At 67.4% G+C, this 18,789-nt stretch carries 15 protein-coding genes; 10 read left to right on the plus strand and 5 right to left on the minus strand.

From position 1 onward, the window contains the following. Positions 1-18 precede the first annotated feature (18 nt). The 3 genes from WI697_RS17540 to WI697_RS17550 are packed head-to-tail and all read right to left on the minus strand — an operon-like array spanning position 19 to position 2,900. Positions 19-1,314, minus strand: a complete 1,296-nt coding sequence (locus WI697_RS17540) for a TRAP transporter large permease (RefSeq protein WP_345959350.1) — start codon at positions 1,312-1,314, stop codon at positions 19-21. Continuing rightward, positions 1,314-1,844, minus strand: coding sequence for a TRAP transporter small permease (locus WI697_RS17545; RefSeq protein ID WP_062769837.1), 531 nt, complete (start codon positions 1,842-1,844; stop codon positions 1,314-1,316). The genes WI697_RS17540 and WI697_RS17545 overlap by 1 nt, the downstream gene beginning before the upstream one ends. Before the next feature lie 36 nt (positions 1,845-1,880). Then, positions 1,881-2,900, minus strand: coding sequence for a TRAP transporter substrate-binding protein (locus WI697_RS17550; RefSeq protein WP_345959351.1), 1,020 nt, complete (start codon positions 2,898-2,900; stop codon positions 1,881-1,883). Between the two features lie 205 nt (positions 2,901-3,105). Between WI697_RS17550 and WI697_RS17555 the strand changes: the two genes are divergently transcribed. Genes WI697_RS17555 through fahA form a run of 3 tightly spaced genes read left to right on the plus strand, consistent with a single transcriptional unit; the run spans position 3,106 to position 6,476 of the window. After that, complete coding sequence (locus WI697_RS17555) at positions 3,106-4,512, plus strand: amidohydrolase family protein (protein WP_062769832.1); 1,407 nt, start codon at positions 3,106-3,108, stop codon at positions 4,510-4,512. Then, complete coding sequence (locus WI697_RS17560) at positions 4,512-5,204, plus strand: TetR/AcrR family transcriptional regulator (protein WP_345959352.1); 693 nt, start codon at positions 4,512-4,514, stop codon at positions 5,202-5,204. The genes WI697_RS17555 and WI697_RS17560 overlap by 1 nt, the downstream gene beginning before the upstream one ends. 15 nt (positions 5,205-5,219) lie before the next feature. Continuing rightward, on the plus strand, positions 5,220-6,476 hold the full coding sequence (gene fahA / locus WI697_RS17565; protein WP_345959353.1) for a fumarylacetoacetase: 1,257 nt from the start codon (positions 5,220-5,222) through the stop codon (positions 6,474-6,476). A gap of 12 nt (positions 6,477-6,488) precedes the next feature. On the opposite strand, the gene WI697_RS17570 is transcribed toward fahA, so the two are convergent. Beyond that, positions 6,489-7,409, minus strand: a complete 921-nt coding sequence (locus WI697_RS17570) for a hypothetical protein (protein ID WP_345959354.1) — start codon at positions 7,407-7,409, stop codon at positions 6,489-6,491. A gap of 212 nt (positions 7,410-7,621) precedes the next feature. Beyond that, on the minus strand, positions 7,622-7,981 hold the full coding sequence (locus tag WI697_RS17575; protein WP_345959355.1) for a hypothetical protein: 360 nt from the start codon (positions 7,979-7,981) through the stop codon (positions 7,622-7,624). A gap of 219 nt (positions 7,982-8,200) precedes the next feature. Here WI697_RS17575 and WI697_RS17580 point away from each other — a divergent pair, with 219 nt between their 5' ends. The 7 genes from WI697_RS17580 to cysS all read left to right on the plus strand — a co-directional run bounded on the left by WI697_RS17580 (position 8,201) and on the right by cysS (position 18,780). After that, positions 8,201-9,658, plus strand: coding sequence for an NAD-dependent succinate-semialdehyde dehydrogenase (locus WI697_RS17580; RefSeq protein ID WP_197465303.1), 1,458 nt, complete (start codon positions 8,201-8,203; stop codon positions 9,656-9,658). Positions 9,659-9,750: 92 nt separating this feature from the next. Next, complete coding sequence (gor, locus tag WI697_RS17585) at positions 9,751-11,100, plus strand: glutathione-disulfide reductase (protein WP_062769819.1); 1,350 nt, start codon at positions 9,751-9,753, stop codon at positions 11,098-11,100. A 356-nt stretch (positions 11,101-11,456) separates the two neighbouring features. Then, positions 11,457-12,851, plus strand: coding sequence for a class II 3-deoxy-7-phosphoheptulonate synthase (locus WI697_RS17590; protein WP_014745816.1), 1,395 nt, complete (start codon positions 11,457-11,459; stop codon positions 12,849-12,851). 170 nt (positions 12,852-13,021) lie between these two features. Then, positions 13,022-14,152, plus strand: a complete 1,131-nt coding sequence (locus WI697_RS17595; RefSeq protein ID WP_014745815.1) for a beta/alpha barrel domain-containing protein — start codon at positions 13,022-13,024, stop codon at positions 14,150-14,152. A 41-nt stretch (positions 14,153-14,193) separates the two neighbouring features. Further along, positions 14,194-15,858, plus strand: a complete 1,665-nt coding sequence (locus tag WI697_RS17600; protein WP_062769816.1) for an NAD+ synthase — start codon at positions 14,194-14,196, stop codon at positions 15,856-15,858. A gap of 80 nt (positions 15,859-15,938) precedes the next feature. Beyond that, the gene (gene gltX, locus WI697_RS17605; RefSeq protein ID WP_345959356.1) at positions 15,939-17,294 is read left to right on the plus strand and encodes a glutamate--tRNA ligase; all 1,356 of its coding nucleotides are present in this window, start codon (positions 15,939-15,941) and stop codon (positions 17,292-17,294) included. A 94-nt stretch (positions 17,295-17,388) separates the two neighbouring features. Continuing rightward, positions 17,389-18,780 (plus strand): cysteine--tRNA ligase, encoded by a 1,392-nt coding sequence (gene cysS, locus WI697_RS17610; RefSeq protein ID WP_014745812.1) that lies wholly within the window; start codon positions 17,389-17,391, stop codon positions 18,778-18,780. Positions 18,781-18,789: the final 9 nt, after the last annotated feature.

Raw genomic sequence — 18,789 nt, forward strand, 5'->3', positions numbered from 1 at the left:
CCGGGGAGCGGGAAGGGTTCAGGAGGTGAGCAGGTAGAGCGACAGCACCGGAAACACCGCGAGCAGGATCAGGCGCAGCAGATCCGAGACCACGAAGATCGAGACGCCGCGGAAGATGGTCCCGAGCGGGATGTTGCCGGCGACGCCTTTGAGGACGAAGACGTTGAGGCCGATCGGCGGCGTGATCATGCCGAGCTCGATCACCACGATATTCACGATCGCCCACCAGACCGGGTCGTAGCCGAGCGAGACGACCAGCGGCAGCACGAAGGGCAGGGTGATCAGCATCGCCGAGACGGTCTCGAACACCGCCCCCAGCGCCAGATACATCACCAGCAGCGCGAAGATGATCACCAGCGGCGGCACCTCCATGGCACCGATGGTCGAGACCAGCACCTGCGGTGCGCCGCTGATCGTGAAGAAATACGAGAAGATCGAGGCGCCGAAGATGATCAGATAGATCACCGCCGTGTTGGTGGCGGTCTCGCCCAGCGCATGCAGGAAGCTGCCCCAGCTCAGGCGCCGGCGCAGCAGGGCCAGGAACAGGGTGAAGCAGGCGCCGACCGCGGCCGCCTCGTTCACCGTGACGATGCCGCCATAGATGCCGCCGATCACGGCGGTCAGCAGAACCAGCACCGCCCAGCTTTCGCGCAGCACCTTCCACCGCTCCGCCCAGCCGGTCCGAGGCCCCGCGGGACCGGCTTCGGGCACGAAGCGGGTATAGACGGTGATCGCGATGCCGTGGAAGACGACGGCGATGATCGCCGGGATCACGGCAGCCACGAAGACGTCCAGGATCGAGACCTGGGCCAGCACCGCATAGATGATCATGATGATCGAGGGCGGAACCAGGGCGCCGAGCGTGCCGCCGGCGGCGATGCAGCCGGTGGCGAAAGAGGGCGCGTAGCCGCGGTCCAGCATCTGGGGCAGGGCCACCCGGCCGAAGGTCGCGGCCGTGGCGGGCGACGAGCCGCAGACCGCGCCGAACAGCGCGCAGCCGCCCATGGTCGCGATCGCGAGCCCGCCGCGACGATGACCGACGAAGGCATGGGCCAGGCGGTAGATTTCGGCCGACAGGCCGCCGGCGGTGGCGAAACTGCCCATCAGCAGGAAGAGCGGGATGACCGCGAATTCGTAATTGGCGATGATCCCGGCCGGCTCCGAGACCAGGATGCTGAGCGAGGGCTTCACCCCGCCCAGGATCGCATAGCCGATGAAGCCGGCCATGCCCATGGCGATGCCGATCGGCACCCGGACCAGGATCAGGGCGAACATCAGGGCGAGGCCGAGCGCGCCGGTGGTCAAGGGATCCATCAGACCTCTCCCTGATGCGCGGCAAGACGGGCGGTGTCGCCGGTGGCGAGGTCGCGCAGCGCCGTGGCGACCACCACCAGCTGCACCGGCACGCAGAGCATGAAGAGAGCGGTGGCGGCCACCCACCAGGGGGCGATTTCGACCTCGAGGATGAACGAGGTCTCGCCGCTGTCGATCAGCTCCTGCGTGTAGACCACCAGCTGCCAGGCGAGCAGGGTGAAGAAGACCAGGGTCATGATTTCGGCGAAGAGATCGCAGGCGAGCTGCGCCCGCCGCGGCAGCCGGTCGGCCAGGAAGGTGACCTTGATGTTCTGCCGGCTGGCGATGGCGGCCGGGAAACAGGCCGCCATCGCCACCGCGATGAACAGGGTCGAGAGATCATAGACCCCGGCGATCGGGGCATCGGCGAGCCAACGCGCGCCGACATCGGCCAGGGTCGCGATGGCGATGATCAACAGGGCGGCGAGGCCTGCCAGCGCGATGAGCCGCGTGCAGGCGACGTTGAGCCCGTCGAGGCGGTCGAGGGTCATGTCAGACGCTCCGCTCCCGGGGGATCACCGGCCGGATCATTCGGCGCGGATACGGTCGAGTTCGGCCTTGAAGGCCGCGGCGAGCGCCGCTCCGTTCTCCTGCTCCGCAACGAATCTGTCCGAGCAGCCGGCCATCGCCGCCGACCAGGCGGCTGCGTCTTCGGCGGTCGGGATCACGATCGTCTGCCCGGGCGCCGCTTCGGTCTCCGCCAGCCGGCGGGCGTTTTCGGCATCCATGGCGGCGCCGAAGATGCGTGCCAGCTTTTCGCCACCCTCCGCCTGCATGGCCTTCTGCACGTCTTCGGGCAGGGCCTCGAACCGCTCCCGGGTCATCACGAAGCCGAAGGGCATCGAGCCCAGCGCCGCGTGGTAGTGATATTTCGTGGCACTGGAAATGCCGAAGGCATAGAGCGCGGCATAGTGCATCGGAGTGGCATCGATGATCCCGCGGCTCAGGCTTTCGGGGATCTTGGTGATCGGCATGCCGACCGGCACGCCGCCCACCGCCTCGACGCATTGCTGTTCCAGCTTTCCGGCGATCCGGATCTTCTGGCCCTTCAGGTCCGCAACCCGGTTCATCGGCTTGTTGCCGTGGAGCAGATAGGGCGAGGTGGCGACCATGCTCAACACCTCGAAGCCGTCATAGCCCCTGAGCCGGCCGCTTTCGACCATCCGCCAGAAGGCGACCGAGCCTTCGCCTGCGGTCCGGGAGGTGTCGGGCAGCTCAATCACCCAGTTGTCGGGGAACAGCCCCGGATTGTAGGCCGGGATGATGAAGGCGATGTCGGCGACGCCGTCGTTCAGCATCTTGATCTGCTTGGACCCGTCGCGCCCGAGCGTGCCGCCGGGGAAAAGCTGGATCCGGACCCGGCCGCCCGCGGCCTCTTCCACCGCCTGGACCCAGGGCTTGATCGCCTCCTGATAGGTGATCTCCTGCTCGGGCGTGAAGACGGCGAATTTCAGGTCGATGACCTCGTCGGCCCGGGCGGCGCCGGCGGCCAGCGTCGCCGTTGCCAGCGTGGCGGCCAGGACGGCCGCGATGCGCGGAAACCTCATGCTTCCTCCCCCCTGTCTTTTTGGATGTGGTCGGTCTTCGACGGATCGGGCCGATGTGCAGCAGGCGTCCGTCTGCCTTGGGGAATTGGTAGGCGACGCTTCGGCAGATGTAAAGCGCTTGTTTGAATCAGATGATTGGATCACTTGCTTGATGCAGGTGCTGGGGCTATGGTTGCATCAACGAACCGAAGGGAGGACACCGCCCGTGCCCAACGAAATCCTGATCAGGAACGTCTATCCGGCGGATCCGGATCTGGCCCCGCAGACCCGCCCGCGCCCGACCGACATCCTGGTGCGGGACGGCCGGATCGCGGCGGTCGAAGACGGGATCCAGGCGCCGGATGCCGAGGTGATCGAGGGGGATCGGGCGATTGCGGTGGCCGGCATGGTCGACAGCCATCGCCATGTCTGGCAGACGGCGATCCGCGGCGTGGCGGCCGACTGGTCACTGGCGGACTATGTGCGCGAGATCCGGGTCGGCTATGCCACCGCCTACACGCCCGAGCATATCTATCTGGCCAATCTGGCCGGTGCGCTCGAAGCGCTGGACACCGGCGTCACCACGCTTTGCGATTTCTCGCATCTGATGAACAGCCCCGCGCATGCCGAAGCCGCGATCCAGGGGCTGACCGATGCGGGCATCCGCGGCGTGTTCTGTTATGGCTTCTACGACGTGCCGGCGCGGGAGCGGGCCTTCGCCAGCCATGACGATCGCCTGCGCCATGCGGAAGAGGTGGCGCAGAGCTTTCGAGCGACCGCGGGGCCCTTGCTCGATTTCGGCGTCGCCCTGACCGAATTCGGCCTGGTCGGGCCGGATGTGACGGATCGGGAGCTGGCCTTCGCGCGGCGCCATGACGCGCTGATCACGCTGCATGTCGGCACTTTCGGCTCGCCCCACGGCATTGCCGATCTCGACCGTCGCGGCCGGCTGGGGCCGGACATGCTGCATGTCCATGCGAATATGTGCGGCGACGACGAGCTGGAACGGCTGGTCGCCTCGGGTGGCGGGCTGTCGATCACGCCCGAGACCGAGATGCAGATGGGCATGGGCTGGCCGGTGACCAACCGGCTGATCGAAGCCGGCGGGCTGCCCAGCTTCGGTGTCGACATCGCATCCAATATCGGCGGCGACATGCTGACCCAGATGCGTCTGGCCCTGCAGACGGCGCGCGCGATCGACAATCAGAAGGTGCTGGATCAGGGCATCGTGCCCGACAGGATCGGGCTGACCGTGCGCGATGCGCTGCGCTTCGGCACCGAGGGCGGGGCGCGTGCGATGCGGATGGGCGGGGAAATCGGCACGCTCCGCAAGGGCGCCCGGGCCGATATCGCGCTGTTCGCGACCGGCGGGCTGAATATGATGCCGATGGGCGACCCGGTTGCGATGCTGCTGCTGGAATCGCGGCCGGGCGACGCGGTGACCGTGCTGGTCGACGGCCGGGTGGTGAAGCGCGACGGCCGGATGGTCGGCGTGGATCTGGCGGGGCTGCGCGAGAAGCTGGACCGGGCCTTCGGCGAGATCGCCGACCGGGTGGCAGAGAGCCGCGACACCGCCGCCGGATCGTCCAATGCCTATGCACGTGTGGTGAAGAGAGCGACCGGAACCGATTGATGACCGAGATGGAAGCCCAGGGACAGTGTCAGCCGGCCGAGGGGCCGAAGGAGCGTATCCGGCTGGTCGCCCGCATGCTGATCAGCGAGCGCGGCGTCGATGCCGTCACCACCCGCGACATCGCGCGCGGCGCCGGGCTGAACGTGGCCGCGGTGAACTATCATTTCGGCACCAAGGACAATCTGGCCGTCGACGTCTTCCGCCAGGTGGCGCGGCGGAGCGCCGAATACCGGCTGGAGCAGCTGGACCGGCTGGAGGCAGAGGCCCGCGCCGCGGGGCGTCGGGTCCGGATCCGCCAGATCGTCGAGAGCTTCGTCAGCGGCTATTTCCGCGAGGATACGCCGGCCGAGGGCGGGCTGCTCGCCAATCTGATCCTGAAGAACCGGCTGATGCCGACCGAATGGACCTCGAACCTGATCGCCGAAGAGCTGGACGGCATGGCCCGGCGCTATATCGCCGCGATCGCGGCGGCGGCGCCCGACCTCGATCACGCCGAAGTCTGCTGGTTCTACAATTTCATGGTCGGCACGGTGCTGATCTCGGTCAGCCAGCGCGATGACGGCCGCCGGGTGGAGCGTCTGTCGGACGGCGGCTGCTCCATCCTGGCACGCGACGAGATGCGCGAGCACCTGGTGCGGTTCATTACCGGCGGGATCTCCACCGCCGGCCGGAAGACCGCCGGTCAAGACTGAAGGAAACCGCTACACATGTCCGGGCGTCTGGAAAGCTGGGTCGCAAGCGCGAACCAGGCCGAGACTTCTTTTCCCCTCAACAACCTGCCCTGCGGGGTGTTCAGCCGTGGCGGAGATGCACCGCGCTGCTGCATCGCGATCGGCGATCAGGTGCTGGATCTGGCCTGGCTGCAGCGCGCCGGCCTGCTCGACGGTCTGCCGGCGGTCTTCGATCAGCCGTCCTGGAATGGCTTCATGGCCGCGGGGACGGCGGCATGGTCGGCCCTGCGGCAGCGGTTGACCGGCCTGCTGTCGGCCGGTGCGGCCGAAGCGCCGCTGCTGCGCCCGGCGCTGGTGCCGCTGACGGAGGTGCAGTTGCATCTGCCGTTCACGGTTGCCGAATACACCGATTTCTTCTCGAGTGAAGACCATGCCCGCAATGCCGGCATGGCGCTGCGCGGCGCCGATACGCTGGCCGAGAACTGGGTGCATATCCCCGTCGGCTATAACGGCCGGGCCTCGACGGTGGTGGTCTCGGGCACGCCGGTCCGGCGGCCGCTTGGCCAGGTTCTGCCGGCCGGTGCGACGATGCCGGTCTTCGCCGCTTCGGCGCGGATGGATTTCGAACTGGAACTGGGGGCGGTGGTCGGCCTGCCCAACCGGCCGGGTGAGCCCGTCACCCTGGCCGAGGCCGAGGCGATGATCTTCGGCTATGTGCTGCTCAACGACTGGTCGGCCCGCGACATTCAGGGCTGGGAGAACCGGCCGCTCGGGCCCTTTCAGTCCAAGGGCTTCGCCACCTCGATCGGCGCCTGGATCGTGACCCGCGAGGCGCTGGCGGCGGCACGCTGCGCCGCCCCCGCACGGCACCTGCCGCTGCTGCCCTATCTGGACGATGCGGGCCGGCCGGCGCATTTCGACATCGACCTCACCGCAGAGCTGACCACCTCCGCGGGCACCGGGGCCGTCATCACCCGGACCAATTACCGGCGGATGTATTTCTCGCTGGTTCAGCAGCTCTGCCACCATGCCGCCAATGGCTGCGCCATGCGCACCGGCGACCTGATCGGATCCGGCACCGTCTCGGGCCCGGCCCCCGAAAACCGCGGCTGCCTGCTCGAAATCACCTGGAACGGCCGCGACCCGCTGCACCTGCCCGACGGCACGACCCGGCGCTATCTGGAAGACGGCGATACGCTCACCCTGTCCGGCTACGCTGACTGCGACGGCTACCGGATCGGCTTCGGCGAATGTGCGGGGACCATCACGGCGGCTGTGGCCGAGAGCGGCTGACAGCGAGGCCGGTTACTTCGTCTCACGGCCTGCATCATCGCCGTTCTTTCGGGTCCAATTCATCGGCGGTGGTGCAGGCTTTGCCGCGTCGGCGGGCTGCGAGGTTTCGGACGTCGCCGGAGGAGACACGGGTTTGCCACTCATCGTGTCTTCTTCTGTCTGAGGTCCTCCACGTCCCCCGGGACTTCCCCGTAAGTCCAGAAGCCCTTCACGACCTTGCGCATCCGTGGCGGCTGCGGCTTCTCCATCACCTGTCCCGTCTTCGGATCCCGCATCACGCGGTTGCGCAACTTCTGTGCCAGAGAGGCGATGTCTTCCATGTGATCCTCCATGGATCATGCTCTGAAAAAGCATAACGCAGATCAGTACGAGCGCGAAGCCCAACCCCATGATCAGAAAATGGAAGGCTCTGCTGCGGGCTTTCAGGCGTGCCCAATTGTTGCGGCGGCTGATTCCGGCCGATTTGGCGAGCTGTGTTATGAAGACGTTGCGAAGGTCTTCCAGAACGGCACGCTCCACGATCGCGTGGACGTCAAGATCACCTCCGGGCGTATCCGACCTGACGACCTCCAATGTATTCGCCTCAAGGTCGCTGTCTGCTGGTGAGGCCGGGGGTGTCGGCGTATAGTACGATATCAGCCGTTCTGCATAATCGAGCAGGTCTTCCTCGTGCATAGGATAACCAAACGCACGTGTACGTATTGCCTGATGAAGAAAATACAGAAGAGCAAAGATATCTGCGATCAATAGGATCAGAATCCCATAGATAAATATTATCCATAGATCATGATCCGCCGTTGGCAAATTGTGAAGAGCAAGGCTGATCAGGGTGATTAGTATACCGATAGATGTCGCGAAGAATGGCAAGCTTCGAACGACATTTTCTTCCTGATCTAGTTCCCGTTTGAAGCCATCAAGGACGAGCTTCTCCAAATAGTCCCCGGCTCTTCCTGAGGGAAGCCGCGCATAGGCTGGATCTGTCAGGTTATCTGCGTGCATATCGTCATCCAGCAGGTCGAAACGCCTGACGTTGCCGGGGATCCATCTTCAGGTTCAATTTCTTCTGAATTTATACAGGCGTCAACGAATTTAACTTATGAGTTAGATGCAACCAGTTCGTGTAGTGGTGAATATTTATCTATACTTTACAGCCATGCCCCACCATCCCGCTCCACCGGCCGTCCCCGGTCCGGCCTCTCGCCCTCGCGTTCGTCCGGGGCCTTGTCGCCCTCAAGCGGTGCGCCGTGTTGGGGCAGGCGGCGCATGATGATGTTGCCGTCGCCGTCGATTTCCGGGGCGGCGTAGCGGGGCAGGTCTTCGATGGCGTCGCGCAGGCTGGTCAGGGCCTCGTCCGCCGCGCGGCCCAGGCGTTCGAGCTTGGGCCCCAGACCCTCTTCCGGCGGCTCGTTTCCGGCGGCGAGGGCCGGACCGCCTGCAAGCAGGGCAATCCCCAGCATGGCCGTGGCGATGCGGTGCGTCGTCTTCCGGTTGCCGTGCGGGCGCATGACCTGATCCTCCAGCCCTGCATGATCCGCGGAACAGGGTCCACGGCGTGTGGGGGTTCCTTGCGGCACCCCCGGCCGCCATATAGTCTGATGCCGCATTCGGGCGGGTTCAACCCATGGCCGGCCCGGAGGGCGGCGAAGTTTCGCGTGCGGACCCCCGGGGCGGTCGCCCCGGAGCCAGGCCGCATGTGGGAGACATTCCAGGGAGGACTTCAGGTGATTCAGCTCTCGCACAAGGGTCTGATGCGCGAGGCGTGCTATATCGACGGCGCCTGGGTCGGCGCCGATGATGGCGCCACCATCACCGTCGACAATCCGGCGACGGGCGCCGTTATCGGCCGCGTGCCCAAGATGGGCGCCGCCGAGACCCGCCGCGCGATCGAGGCCGCCAATGCCGCGCTGCCGGCCTGGCGTGCCAAGACCGGCAAGGAGCGGGCGGCCCTGCTGCGCAAGTGGTTCGAGCTGATCATGGCGCATCAGGAAGACATCGCCCGGATCATGACCACCGAGCAGGGCAAGCCGCTGGCCGAGGCGAAGGGCGAAGTCGCCTATGCCGCGTCGTTCATCGAATGGTTCGCCGAAGAGGCCAAGCGCGTCTATGGCGACACCATCCCGACCTTCTCGGCCGGCAAGCGGATCGTGGTGACCAAGGAGCCGGTGGGCGTCGTCGGCGCGATCACGCCCTGGAACTTCCCCGCGGCGATGCTGACCCGCAAGGCCGGCCCGGCCCTGGCTGCCGGCTGCACTATGGTCTGCAAGCCCGCCTCGCAGACCCCGTTCACCGCGCTGGCCCTGATGGTGCTGGCCGAAGAGGCCGGCATCCCCAAGGGCGTGCTGAACCTGGTGACCGGCTCGGCCTCGGCGATCGGCGGCGAGATCACCTCCAGCCCGATCGTGCGCAAGCTGACCTTCACCGGCTCGACCGAGATCGGCAAGGTGCTGATCGAACAGTGCGCCGCCACCGTCAAGAAGGTGTCGATGGAGCTGGGCGGCAATGCGCCGTTCATCGTGTTCGACGATGCCGATCTGGATGCGGCGGTGGAAGGCGCGATCGTCTCCAAATATCGCAACAACGGCCAGACCTGCGTCTGCGCCAACCGGCTTTATGTCCAGCGCGGCGTGGCCAAGGCCTTCGCCGAGAAGCTGGCGGCCCGCGTCGCCCAGATGAAGGTCGGCGACGGCCTGGAGCAGGGCGTGGTCCTGGGGCCGCTGATCGACGACGCCGCGGTCGAGAAGGTCGACGAGCTTCTGGCCGATGCCACCTCGAAGGGCGCGGAAGTCATGCTCGGCGGCGGCCGTCACGAACTGGGCGGCCGGTTCTACAAGCCGACCATCGTCTTCGGCACCACCCAGGAGATGCGGGTGGCACGCGAGGAGATCTTCGGGCCGGTGGCGCCGATCTTCGTCTTCGACGAGGAGAAGGAGGCGGTCGCCTATGCCAACGACACCGAATTCGGCCTGGCCTCGTATTTCTATACCCGCGATGTCGGCCGGGTGTTCCGGGTGATGGAAGCCCTGGAATATGGCATCGTCGGCATCAATGAAGGCCTGATCTCCACCGAAGTCGCCCCCTTCGGCGGCGTGAAGGAGAGCGGCATGGGCCGCGAAGGCTCGAAGTACGGCATCGAGGACTACCTCGAAGTGAAGTACGCCCTGATCGGCGGCATCGGCGCCTGATCCGGACCGGCGGGGCAGGGCGGGTCTCGGCCCGTCTGCCCCTGCCGGACGACGACGCACCCAGGGACGCGAACGCCAGGAGACGCGAACGCATGTACGATTACGACCTGCTCACCATCGGCGCCGGATCGGGCGGCGTCGCAGGCTCGCGGCGCGCAGCCGAATACGGCGCCCGTGTCGCCATCGTCGAAGCGGGCCGGGTGGGCGGCACCTGCGTGCTGCGGGGCTGCGTGCCCAAAAAGCTGCTGGTCTATGGTGCGCATTTCCGCGACGAGATCGAGGATGCCCGCGGCTTCGGCTGGACGATCGAGGGCGCCAGCCACGATTGGGGCGCGCTGATCCGCACCAAGAACCGCGAGCTGGAGCGGCTGGAAGGCATCTACGAGACGATGCTGGCCAATTCGGGCGTGACCGTGCTGCGCGGCCGCGGCCGGGTTACCGGCCCGCACGAGGTGGAGGTCGACGGGCGCACCGTCACCGCCGAACGGATCCTGATCGCCACCGGCGGCCATGCCTATCTGCCGAAGATTCCGGGCATCGAGCACGTCATCACCTCGGACGAGGCGCTGGATCTGACCGAGCGCCCCGAACGGCTGGTGATCATCGGCGGCGGCTATATCGCCACGGAATTCGCCTCGATCTTCTCCACGCTCGGCACGCAGACGACGCTGGTGCTGCGCGGCGACCGGATCCTGCGCGGCTTCGACGCCGATATCCGCACCGCCGTCGAGGGCGAGATGCAGGCGCGCGGCATCGGCTTCCGCACCGGTGTCGAGCCGGTGCGCATCGATCGCCTGGCCGACGGTTTCGCCGTCACCCTCACCTCGGGTGAGGTGCTGGAGGCCGACCGGGTGATGTTCGCGACCGGCCGCGTGCCCAACACCGCCGGCCTCGGGCTCGAAGAGGTGGGTGTGCACATCCGCGAGAACGGCGCGATCGTGGTGAATGATCGCTACGAGACCCAGCTCCGCTCGATCCTGGCGGTGGGCGACGTGACCGACCGCTTCCAACTGACCCCGGTTGCGATCGCCGAGGCGCGCTCGCTGGCGGAGCGGCTCTATAACGACAACAACTACCGGCTGCGCTACGACACCCTGCCGACCGCCGTGTTCTGCACCCCCCAGGTGGGCACGGTCGGCCTGACGGAAGAGGCGGCTCGGCGGATGTACGCCTCGATCCGGATCTATCGGGCGCGCTTCCGGCCGATGAAGCACACGCTGACCGGCCGCGAGACCCGGGTGCTGATGAAGCTGGTGGTCGACGGTGCCAGCGACCGCGTGCTCGGCGCCCATATGGTCGGCGACGATGCGGCCGAAATCATCCAGTCGCTGGCGGTCGCGATCACCTGCGGCGCCACCAAGAAGCAGTTCGACGAGACGATCGCGCTGCACCCGAGTGCGGCCGAGGAATTCGTCACCATGCGCAGCCCGGTGAAGGATTGAGACGGCAGAGAGGCTGAACGCGCAGGTATTTGTTGCGATGCACAAAGCCGGCTTGCCGGATATTACATCCGTCACTGATCGGCCGTGCGGCGGTGTTGCATCATCTTCCGGCCCGCGTTTTGTTTGAAAACCACCGGGGGCGGCGGTATAGGTTCGAAACCGGCGACCGTCCGGGGGCCGGAGAAGATCCGGTCCATGGGGGGCGCGTTGCCGCCGCCGCTCTTTGTCTCTCCGGCCGGCATCCGGTGCCGGCCGTGCCTTCTCCGTGACCAGCTCACGTCCCGCCCAACGCACCACGTAAAGCCGTCCGACCAGATCGGCCCGCCGATCCCGACGCCCGCGAGGACCGAGACCCGATGCCTGCCACCTGGACCCCGCAAGCCTGGCGCGCGCTGCCCATCAAGCAGCAGCCGACCTACGACGATCCGGCGCATCTCGCGCGCGTCGAGGCCGAGCTTGCGGGCTATCCGCCGCTGGTCTTTGCCGGCGAGGCGCGGCGCCTGAAGGCGCATCTTGCGCGCGTCGCCGAAGGCAAGGCCTTCCTGCTCCAGGGCGGTGACTGCGCCGAGAGCTTCGCCGAGTTCAGCCCCAACAACATCCGCGACACGTTCCGCGTGCTGCTGCAGATGGCGGTCGTGCTGACCTATGGCGCCGGCATGCCGGTGGTGAAGGTGGGCCGCATGGCCGGCCAGTTCGCCAAGCCGCGCTCCGAGGATTTCGAGAACCGCGACGGCGTCGCGCTGCCGTCTTATCGCGGCGACATGGTCAACGGCATCGAGTTCGACGCCGCGGCCCGCAAGCCCGATCCCGACCGGCTGATCCGGGTCTACAACCAGTCGGCGGCGACGCTGAACCTGCTCAGGGCCTTCGCCCAGGGCGGCTTCGCCGACCTCAACCTGGTGCACAAGTGGAACCTGGCCTTCGTCGGCGGCTCCGAACAGGCCGAGCGCTACCGCGCGACGGCCGAGCGGATCTCGGATGCGCTCGACTTCATGGCCGCCTGCGGGGTGAATTCGGAAACCGCGCCGCAGCTGCGCCAGACCGATTTCTTCACCAGCCACGAGGCGCTGCTGCTGGGCTACGAGCAGTCGCTGACCCGTGTCGACAGCACCTCGGGCGACTGGTACGCCTGTTCGGCCCATATGCTGTGGATCGGTGACCGGACCCGCCAGCTGGACGGCGCCCATGTCCAGTTCATGTCTGGCATCGCCAACCCGATCGGCGTCAAGGCCGGCCCGTCGATGGATCCGGACGAGCTGCTGCGCCTGATCGATGCGCTGAACCCCGCCAACGAGCCCGGCCGGCTGACCGTGATCGTGCGCATGGGGGCGGACAAGGTGGCCGACAAGCTGCCGGCCCTGGTCCGCAAGGTCGAAGGCGAGGGCCGCAAGGTGGTCTGGTCCTGCGATCCGATGCATGGCAACACCATGAAGACCGAGACCGGCTACAAGACCCGCTCGGTCGACCGGGTGCTGGCCGAGGTGCGGAACTTCTTCGCCGTCCATCAGGCCGAAGGCAGCCATGCCGGCGGCGTGCATTTCGAGATGACCGGCCAGGACGTCACCGAATGCGTCGGCGGCCTGCGCGCCATCGACCAGTATGGCCTGGCCGACCGCTACCACACCCATTGCGACCCGCGGCTGAATGCCGAACAGAGCCTGGAACTGGCCTTCCAGATCGCCGATGCCCTGCGCCGTGAACGCCTGGGCCTGCCCCAGGCCCCGGCCGCGGCGGCGGGTGCCGCACGGTGACATCCGTATCCGCGACCCCCAAGGGTCGGACCGATGCGGCGGCCCCGGAGACCGGGGCCGCCGTCATTCCTTCCGCTGGCCCCCGAACATCCTCTGCCGACAGCTCTTCTGCCGACAGCTCATCCGCGGACGCCCCGTCCGCCGGCACCACGGAACTGCCGAGGCTGCGCATGTCTGCCACCAACGACTTCGTCGCCGCCTATACCGATGTCTACTTCAAGCGCACGCGGCGCATCGTCGAGCGTTTCGGCGATCGCAGCGTGACCTATGCCGTGTTCATGCGCCGCCCGGTGCTGGCGACGCTGAAACTCGCCATCGACTGGATCGAGGCGATGGCCCGGCTGCGCGGGGTGGAGATCGTGATCGAACCCTGCCACGAGGAAGGCTCGTGGGTGGGGGCGGGCGAGCCGCTGATGTACATCACCGGCCCGATGTCGGCGCTGGTCGAGCTTGAGACGGTGTATCTCCAGCGTCTGGGCGCCCCTTGTGTCGCCGCCTATAACGCCTGGAGCATGGCGGTCGCCCTGCCGCGCGCGGCCTTCCTCGCCATGGATGCCCGCCATTGCGCCGGTGCCGAAATGGCCGAGATGATGGCCTATGCGGCGAGCGTCGGCTCGGCTGCGGCCCAGGCGGAAGGGGCGGTGGGCTTCATCGGCAATGCCACCGATGCGACGGCGGTGCATTTCGGCAATGCCCATGGTTTCGGCACCATGCCCCATGCGCTGATCGGCTATGCCGGCTCCACGCTTCGGGCCGCGGAGATGTTCGTCGACACCTTCCCGGGCGATGCGCTGACCGTGCTGGTCGACTATTACGGCGCCGAGATCACCGATGCGCTGGCGGTCTGCCGCCGCTTCCCCGAGATGGCGGCGGCCGGCAAGCTGTCGGTACGGCTCGACACCCATGGTGGCCGCTTCCTGGAAGGGTTGGATCCGGCGCTGTCTTATGCGGCGCTGGAACGCAACCGCCCCGACGCGATCCGTCGCTATCGCAGCGAGACCGAGCTGAAATGGCTGCTCGGCCCCGGGGTTTCGGCGGCGGCGATCTTCCAGATGCGGAACGCCCTGGACGATGCCGGGTTCGATAAGGTGCGCATCGTCGCTTCCAGCGGCTTCGGGCCCGAGAAGTGCCGGGTGATGGGCAGCGTCGAAGCCCCGATCGACGTGGTCGGCACCGGCTCTTTCCTGCCCGAGAAGTGGAGCGAGACCTACGCGACCGCGGACATCGTATCGTATGACGGGCGCGAGAGCGTGAAGGTCGGGCGCGAATTCCTGCTGCCGTCGCGGCGGCCCCGCCGCTGACGGCTCTCCGTGCCGTGCTTTCCGACAGGATCCGGACCGACATGACCCAGCTTCTGACCCTGGCCCTGGCCCAGATCAACCCCGTCGTCGGCGATGTCGAGGGCAATGCCCGGCAGCTGCTGGAGGCACGGCAACAGGCGGCGGAACAGGGCGCCGATCTCTGCGTCACCGGCGAGCTGTCGCTGATCGGCTATCCGCCCGAGGATCTGGTGCGCAAGCCGGCGCTGATGCGCGCGGTGGCATCCGCGCTCGACATGCTGGCGGCCGCGACCGCCGATGGCGGGCCGGCGCTGATCGTGGGCGCCCCCCATGCCGAGGGCGGCAAGCTTTACAACGCGGCCTATGTTCTGGATGGCGGCCACGTCACCGGCGTGGTGCGCAAGCATGCGCTGCCCAATTACGGCGTGTTCGACGAACTCAGGGTCTTCGACCTGGCGCCGCCGGCCGGGCCGGTGGTGATCCGCGGCTGGCGGGTCGGGCTGATGGTCTGCGAGGATATGTGGCGGCCGGATTCGGCCGAATGCCTGGCCGAAAGCGGGGCCGAATTCCTGCTGGTGATCAACGGCAGCCCCTATGAGGTCGACAAGCGCGACCAGCGTCTGGCCCATGCGGTGGCGCGGGTGCACGAAACCGGCCTGCCGCTCGCCTATGTCAATCTGGTCGGCGGCCAGGACGAGCTGGTCTTCGACGGTGCCTCTTTCGTGCTCGACCGCGACGGTGCGCTGAAGGTTCAGGCGCCGGCCTGGATCAGCGGCACCACGCCTGCCCATATCCGCCGCACCGAGGCGGGCGAGGTGGTGGCCGAGGCTGGCCCGCTGTCGCCCGAGCCCGAGGTGCTGGAGGCGATCTACTCGGCGATGATGCTGGGCCTGGCCGATTACGTGAACAAGAACGGTTTCCCGGGCGTGGTGCTGGGCCTGTCGGGCGGCATCGACAGTGCCCTGTCGCTGGCGGTGGCGGTGGATGCGCTGGGGGCGGATCGGGTCCGCGCGGTGATGATGCCCTCGCGCTATACCAGCCGCGACAGCCTGGACGATGCGGCGCTTTGTGCCGAACTCTGCGGTGTGCGGCTGGACGAGATCCCGATCGAGCCGGCGGTGCAGGCCTTCTCGACCATGCTGGCGCCGGTCTTCGGCAATCGCGGCCCGGATGTGACGGAAGAGAACATCCAGTCGCGCATCCGTGGCGTCATCCTGATGGCGATGAGCAACAAGTTCGGCGACATGGTGCTGACCACCGGCAACAAGTCCGAGATGTCGGTCGGCTATGCCACGCTTTATGGCGACATGTGCGGCGGCTATTCGGTGCTGAAGGACGTCTACAAGATGACGGTCTTCGAGCTGTCGCGCTGGCGCAATGCCCAGAAGCCGGAAGGCGCGCTCGGCCCCGACGGGCCGGTGATGCCCGAGCGGGTGATCGCCAAGCCGCCATCGGCCGAGCTGCGCGAGGATCAGAAGGACGAGGACAGCCTGCCGCCCTATGAACGGCTGGACGCCATTCTGGAAGGCCTGGTCGAGAAAGAGCTGCCCCACCGGGTGCTGGTGGAGCAGGGCCAGGATCGTGACGAGGTCGACCGTATCGCCCGCCTGCTCTATGTGGCGGAATACAAGCGTCGCCAATCGCCCCCGGGCGTGAAGATCACCGGCCGTGCCTTCGGGCGCGACCGGCGCTATCCGATCACCAACCGCTTCCGCGACCGGGCCTGAGGCCCGGCCGCCGCCCTGTCGGCGCCGCGGCTGCGGACCGGCGCGGCCATCTGCCCTGGTTCCACCGAGTATCGGCCCATATGACCGTCAAGACCCGCTTCGCGCCGTCTCCGACCGGACGTCTCCATGTCGGCAATGCCCGCACCGCGCTGGTGAACTGGCTCTATGCCCGCGCCCATGGCGGGGTGATGCAACTCCGGATCGATGACACCGATCGCGAGCGCAGCCGCGAGGACTATGTGGCGGGCGTTCTGGCCGATCTCGACTGGCTGGGCATTCCGGCCGACGAGAGCTTCCGCCAGACCGAACGCGCCGATCGCCATGCCGCCGCTTTCGAACGCCTGGTCGCCTGCGGCCGGCTCTATCCCTGTTACGAAACCCCGGAAGAGCTGTCGGCGCGGCGTGCGGCCCAGCTGGCCGCCGGTCGGCCGCCGGTCTATGACCGTGCGGCGCTGTCCCTTTCCGATGCCGATCGTGCGGCGCTGGAGGCCGAAGGCCGCCGGCCGCACTGGCGCTTCCGGCTGGATGACCGCGAGACATCCTGGGAGGATCTGGTCCGCGGCCGGATCGACGTTCATGCCGGATCGCTGTCCGACCCGGTGCTGATCCGCGCCGACGGTGCCCCCACCTATACGCTCGCCACCGTGGTCGACGACGCCGAGACCGGCGTCACCCATGTGATCCGCGGCGAGGACCACATCACCAACACGGCGGCGCAGATCCAGCTGTTCCATGCGCTGGGGGCCGCCGAACCGCATTTCGGCCATCTGGCTTGGCTGCTGGATGCCGGCGGCGCCGGGCTTTCCAAGCGCGTCGGCTCGCTTGCGGTGGCGGAACTGCGCGAGGACGGCATGGAGCCGCTGGCGGTGGCGGCCTTCCTCGCCCGGCTCGGCACTTCGGATGCGATCGAACCGGTCGCGGGGCTGGACGAGCTGGTGGCGAGCTTCGATATCAGCCGCTTCGGCCGGGCGGCTGCCCGTTTCGACCCCGCCGATCTGGTCCAGCTGAATGCCCGGCAGATCCGGCGTCTGGATGCCGGGGGCGTGCGCACGCGGCTGGTCGGGCTGGGCGTGCCCGATGATCTGGTGGCCCCGTTCTGGGATGCCGTCTCGGGCAATATCGAGCGGATCGCCGAGGCGGGCCGCTGGTGGCAGGTCGTGGCCGGGCCGGTGACGCCGGTGATCGAGGCCGACGAGACGTCGCAGGCGGTGCTTGCCGCGGCCCGCGACACCTTGCCGCCGGAGCCCTGGGACGAGACGACCTGGAGCGCCTGGACCCGCGGGATTCAGGGCCTGACGGGGGTGAAGGGGCGGGGGCTTTTCAGGCCGCTCCGCCTGGCGCTGACCGCGGCCGAGCATGGACCGGAGCTGAAAAAGCTGCTACCGATGATCGGCGCCGCGCGTGCCGCGGCCCGGCTTTCCGGCCAGGATGCCTGATGCCTGGCGCCTGATGCCCGAGGCCACCTGATTCAACCGGCCGGCGCCTCCGCCGTTCGCCCGTCTTTGATTGCCTGCCCGAGGACGAGCCATCATGGCGCTTTCCGTCTACAACACCCGCACCCGTGCCAAGGAAGCTTTCGAGCCGATCGATCCGGACCATATCCGGATGTATGTCTGCGGCCCCACGGTCTATGACCGCGCGCATATCGGCAATGCCCGGCCGGTGGTGGTGTTCGACACCCTCTACCGCCTGCTGAAGGCGAGCTATCCGCGCGTCACCTATGTCCGCAACATCACCGATGTCGACGACAAGATCATCGTGCGGGCGAAGGAAAGCGGCGAGGCGATCGAGACCCTGACCGCCCGCACCGCGCTGATGTTCCACGAGGATATGGGCGAGCTGAACGCGCTGCCGCCGTCGATCGAGCCGCGCGCGACCGAGCATATCCCGCAGATGATCGACATGATCCGCCGGCTGATGGCCAAGGATCATGCCTACGAGGCCGAGGGCCATGTGCTGTTCAGCGTGCCGTCGATGCCCGATTACGGCGGGCTGTCGCGCCGCGATCGGGAAGAGATGGTGGCGGGGGCCCGGGTGGAGGTGGCACCCTACAAGCGCGATGCCGCCGATTTCGTGCTCTGGAAGCCGAGTGCCGATGATCAGCCCGGCTGGTCCAGCCCCTGGGGCCGCGGCCGTCCGGGCTGGCATATCGAATGCTCGGCCATGGCCGAGGCCCATCTGGGCGAGACCTTCGACATCCATGGCGGCGGCCAGGATCTGATCTTCCCGCATCACGAGAACGAGATCGCCCAGAGCCAGTGCGCCCATGACGGCGCGCTGTTCGTCCGCTACTGGATGCATAACGGCTTCATCAATGTCGACGGCGAGAAGATGTCGAAATCGCTCGGCAACTTCTTCACCGTCCGCGACCTGCTGGGCCATGTGCCGGGCGAGGCGGTGCGTCTGCTGATGCTCCAGACCCATTACCGCCGGCCGCTGGACTGGACGCAGGAGGGTATGGAGCGGGCGAAGCAGACGCTCGACCGCTTCTACAACACCCTGCGGCTGATGGACGAGATCGAGCCCGACGGCGATTGCCGCGTCTATCCCGACGCGGTGCGTGCGGCGCTTGAAGACGACCTCAACACCCCGCTTGCGCTGATGCATCTGCATGAGCTGGTGGGGGAGGCGAACCGCACCACCGATCGGGCCGAACGGGCCCGGCTGAAGGCGCAGATCCTGGGGGCGGGGCATGCGCTCGGCCTGCTGCGGCTCGACCCCGAAGCCTGGTTCCGCGGCGGCCCCGCCTCGGGCGGCGAGACCGGCCCCGACGAGGCCGAGATCGAGCATCTGATCAACGAACGCCTGGCCGCGCGCCGCAACCGCGACTTCGCCACCGCCGACCGGATCCGCGACGATCTGAAGGCACGCGGCGTGGTGCTGGAAGACGGGCCCGACGGCACGCGCTGGAAGCGCGGCTGAGGCATTACC

The organism is Tistrella mobilis (assembly GCF_039634785.1).
Lineage (GTDB): Bacteria > Pseudomonadota > Alphaproteobacteria > Tistrellales > Tistrellaceae > Tistrella > Tistrella mobilis.

Coding starts and splice junctions, on each gene's coding strand:
- WI697_RS17595 (WP_014745815.1), top strand. CDS start 13,022: ATGTCTGCCACCAACGACTTCGTCGCCGCCTATACCGATGTCTACTTC.
- WI697_RS17590 (WP_014745816.1), top strand. CDS start 11,457: ATGCCTGCCACCTGGACCCCGCAAGCCTGGCGCGCGCTGCCCATCAAG.
- WI697_RS17545 (WP_062769837.1), bottom strand. CDS start 1,844: ATGACCCTCGACCGCCTCGACGGGCTCAACGTCGCCTGCACGCGGCTC.
- cysS (WP_014745812.1), top strand. CDS start 17,389: ATGGCGCTTTCCGTCTACAACACCCGCACCCGTGCCAAGGAAGCTTTC.
- fahA (WP_345959353.1), top strand. CDS start 5,220: ATGTCCGGGCGTCTGGAAAGCTGGGTCGCAAGCGCGAACCAGGCCGAG.
- WI697_RS17575 (WP_345959355.1), bottom strand. CDS start 7,981: ATGCGCCCGCACGGCAACCGGAAGACGACGCACCGCATCGCCACGGCC.
- WI697_RS17600 (WP_062769816.1), top strand. CDS start 14,194: ATGACCCAGCTTCTGACCCTGGCCCTGGCCCAGATCAACCCCGTCGTC.
- WI697_RS17540 (WP_345959350.1), bottom strand. CDS start 1,314: ATGGATCCCTTGACCACCGGCGCGCTCGGCCTCGCCCTGATGTTCGCC.
- gor (WP_062769819.1), top strand. CDS start 9,751: ATGTACGATTACGACCTGCTCACCATCGGCGCCGGATCGGGCGGCGTC.
- WI697_RS17560 (WP_345959352.1), top strand. CDS start 4,512: ATGACCGAGATGGAAGCCCAGGGACAGTGTCAGCCGGCCGAGGGGCCG.
- gltX (WP_345959356.1), top strand. CDS start 15,939: ATGACCGTCAAGACCCGCTTCGCGCCGTCTCCGACCGGACGTCTCCAT.
- WI697_RS17550 (WP_345959351.1), bottom strand. CDS start 2,900: ATGAGGTTTCCGCGCATCGCGGCCGTCCTGGCCGCCACGCTGGCAACG.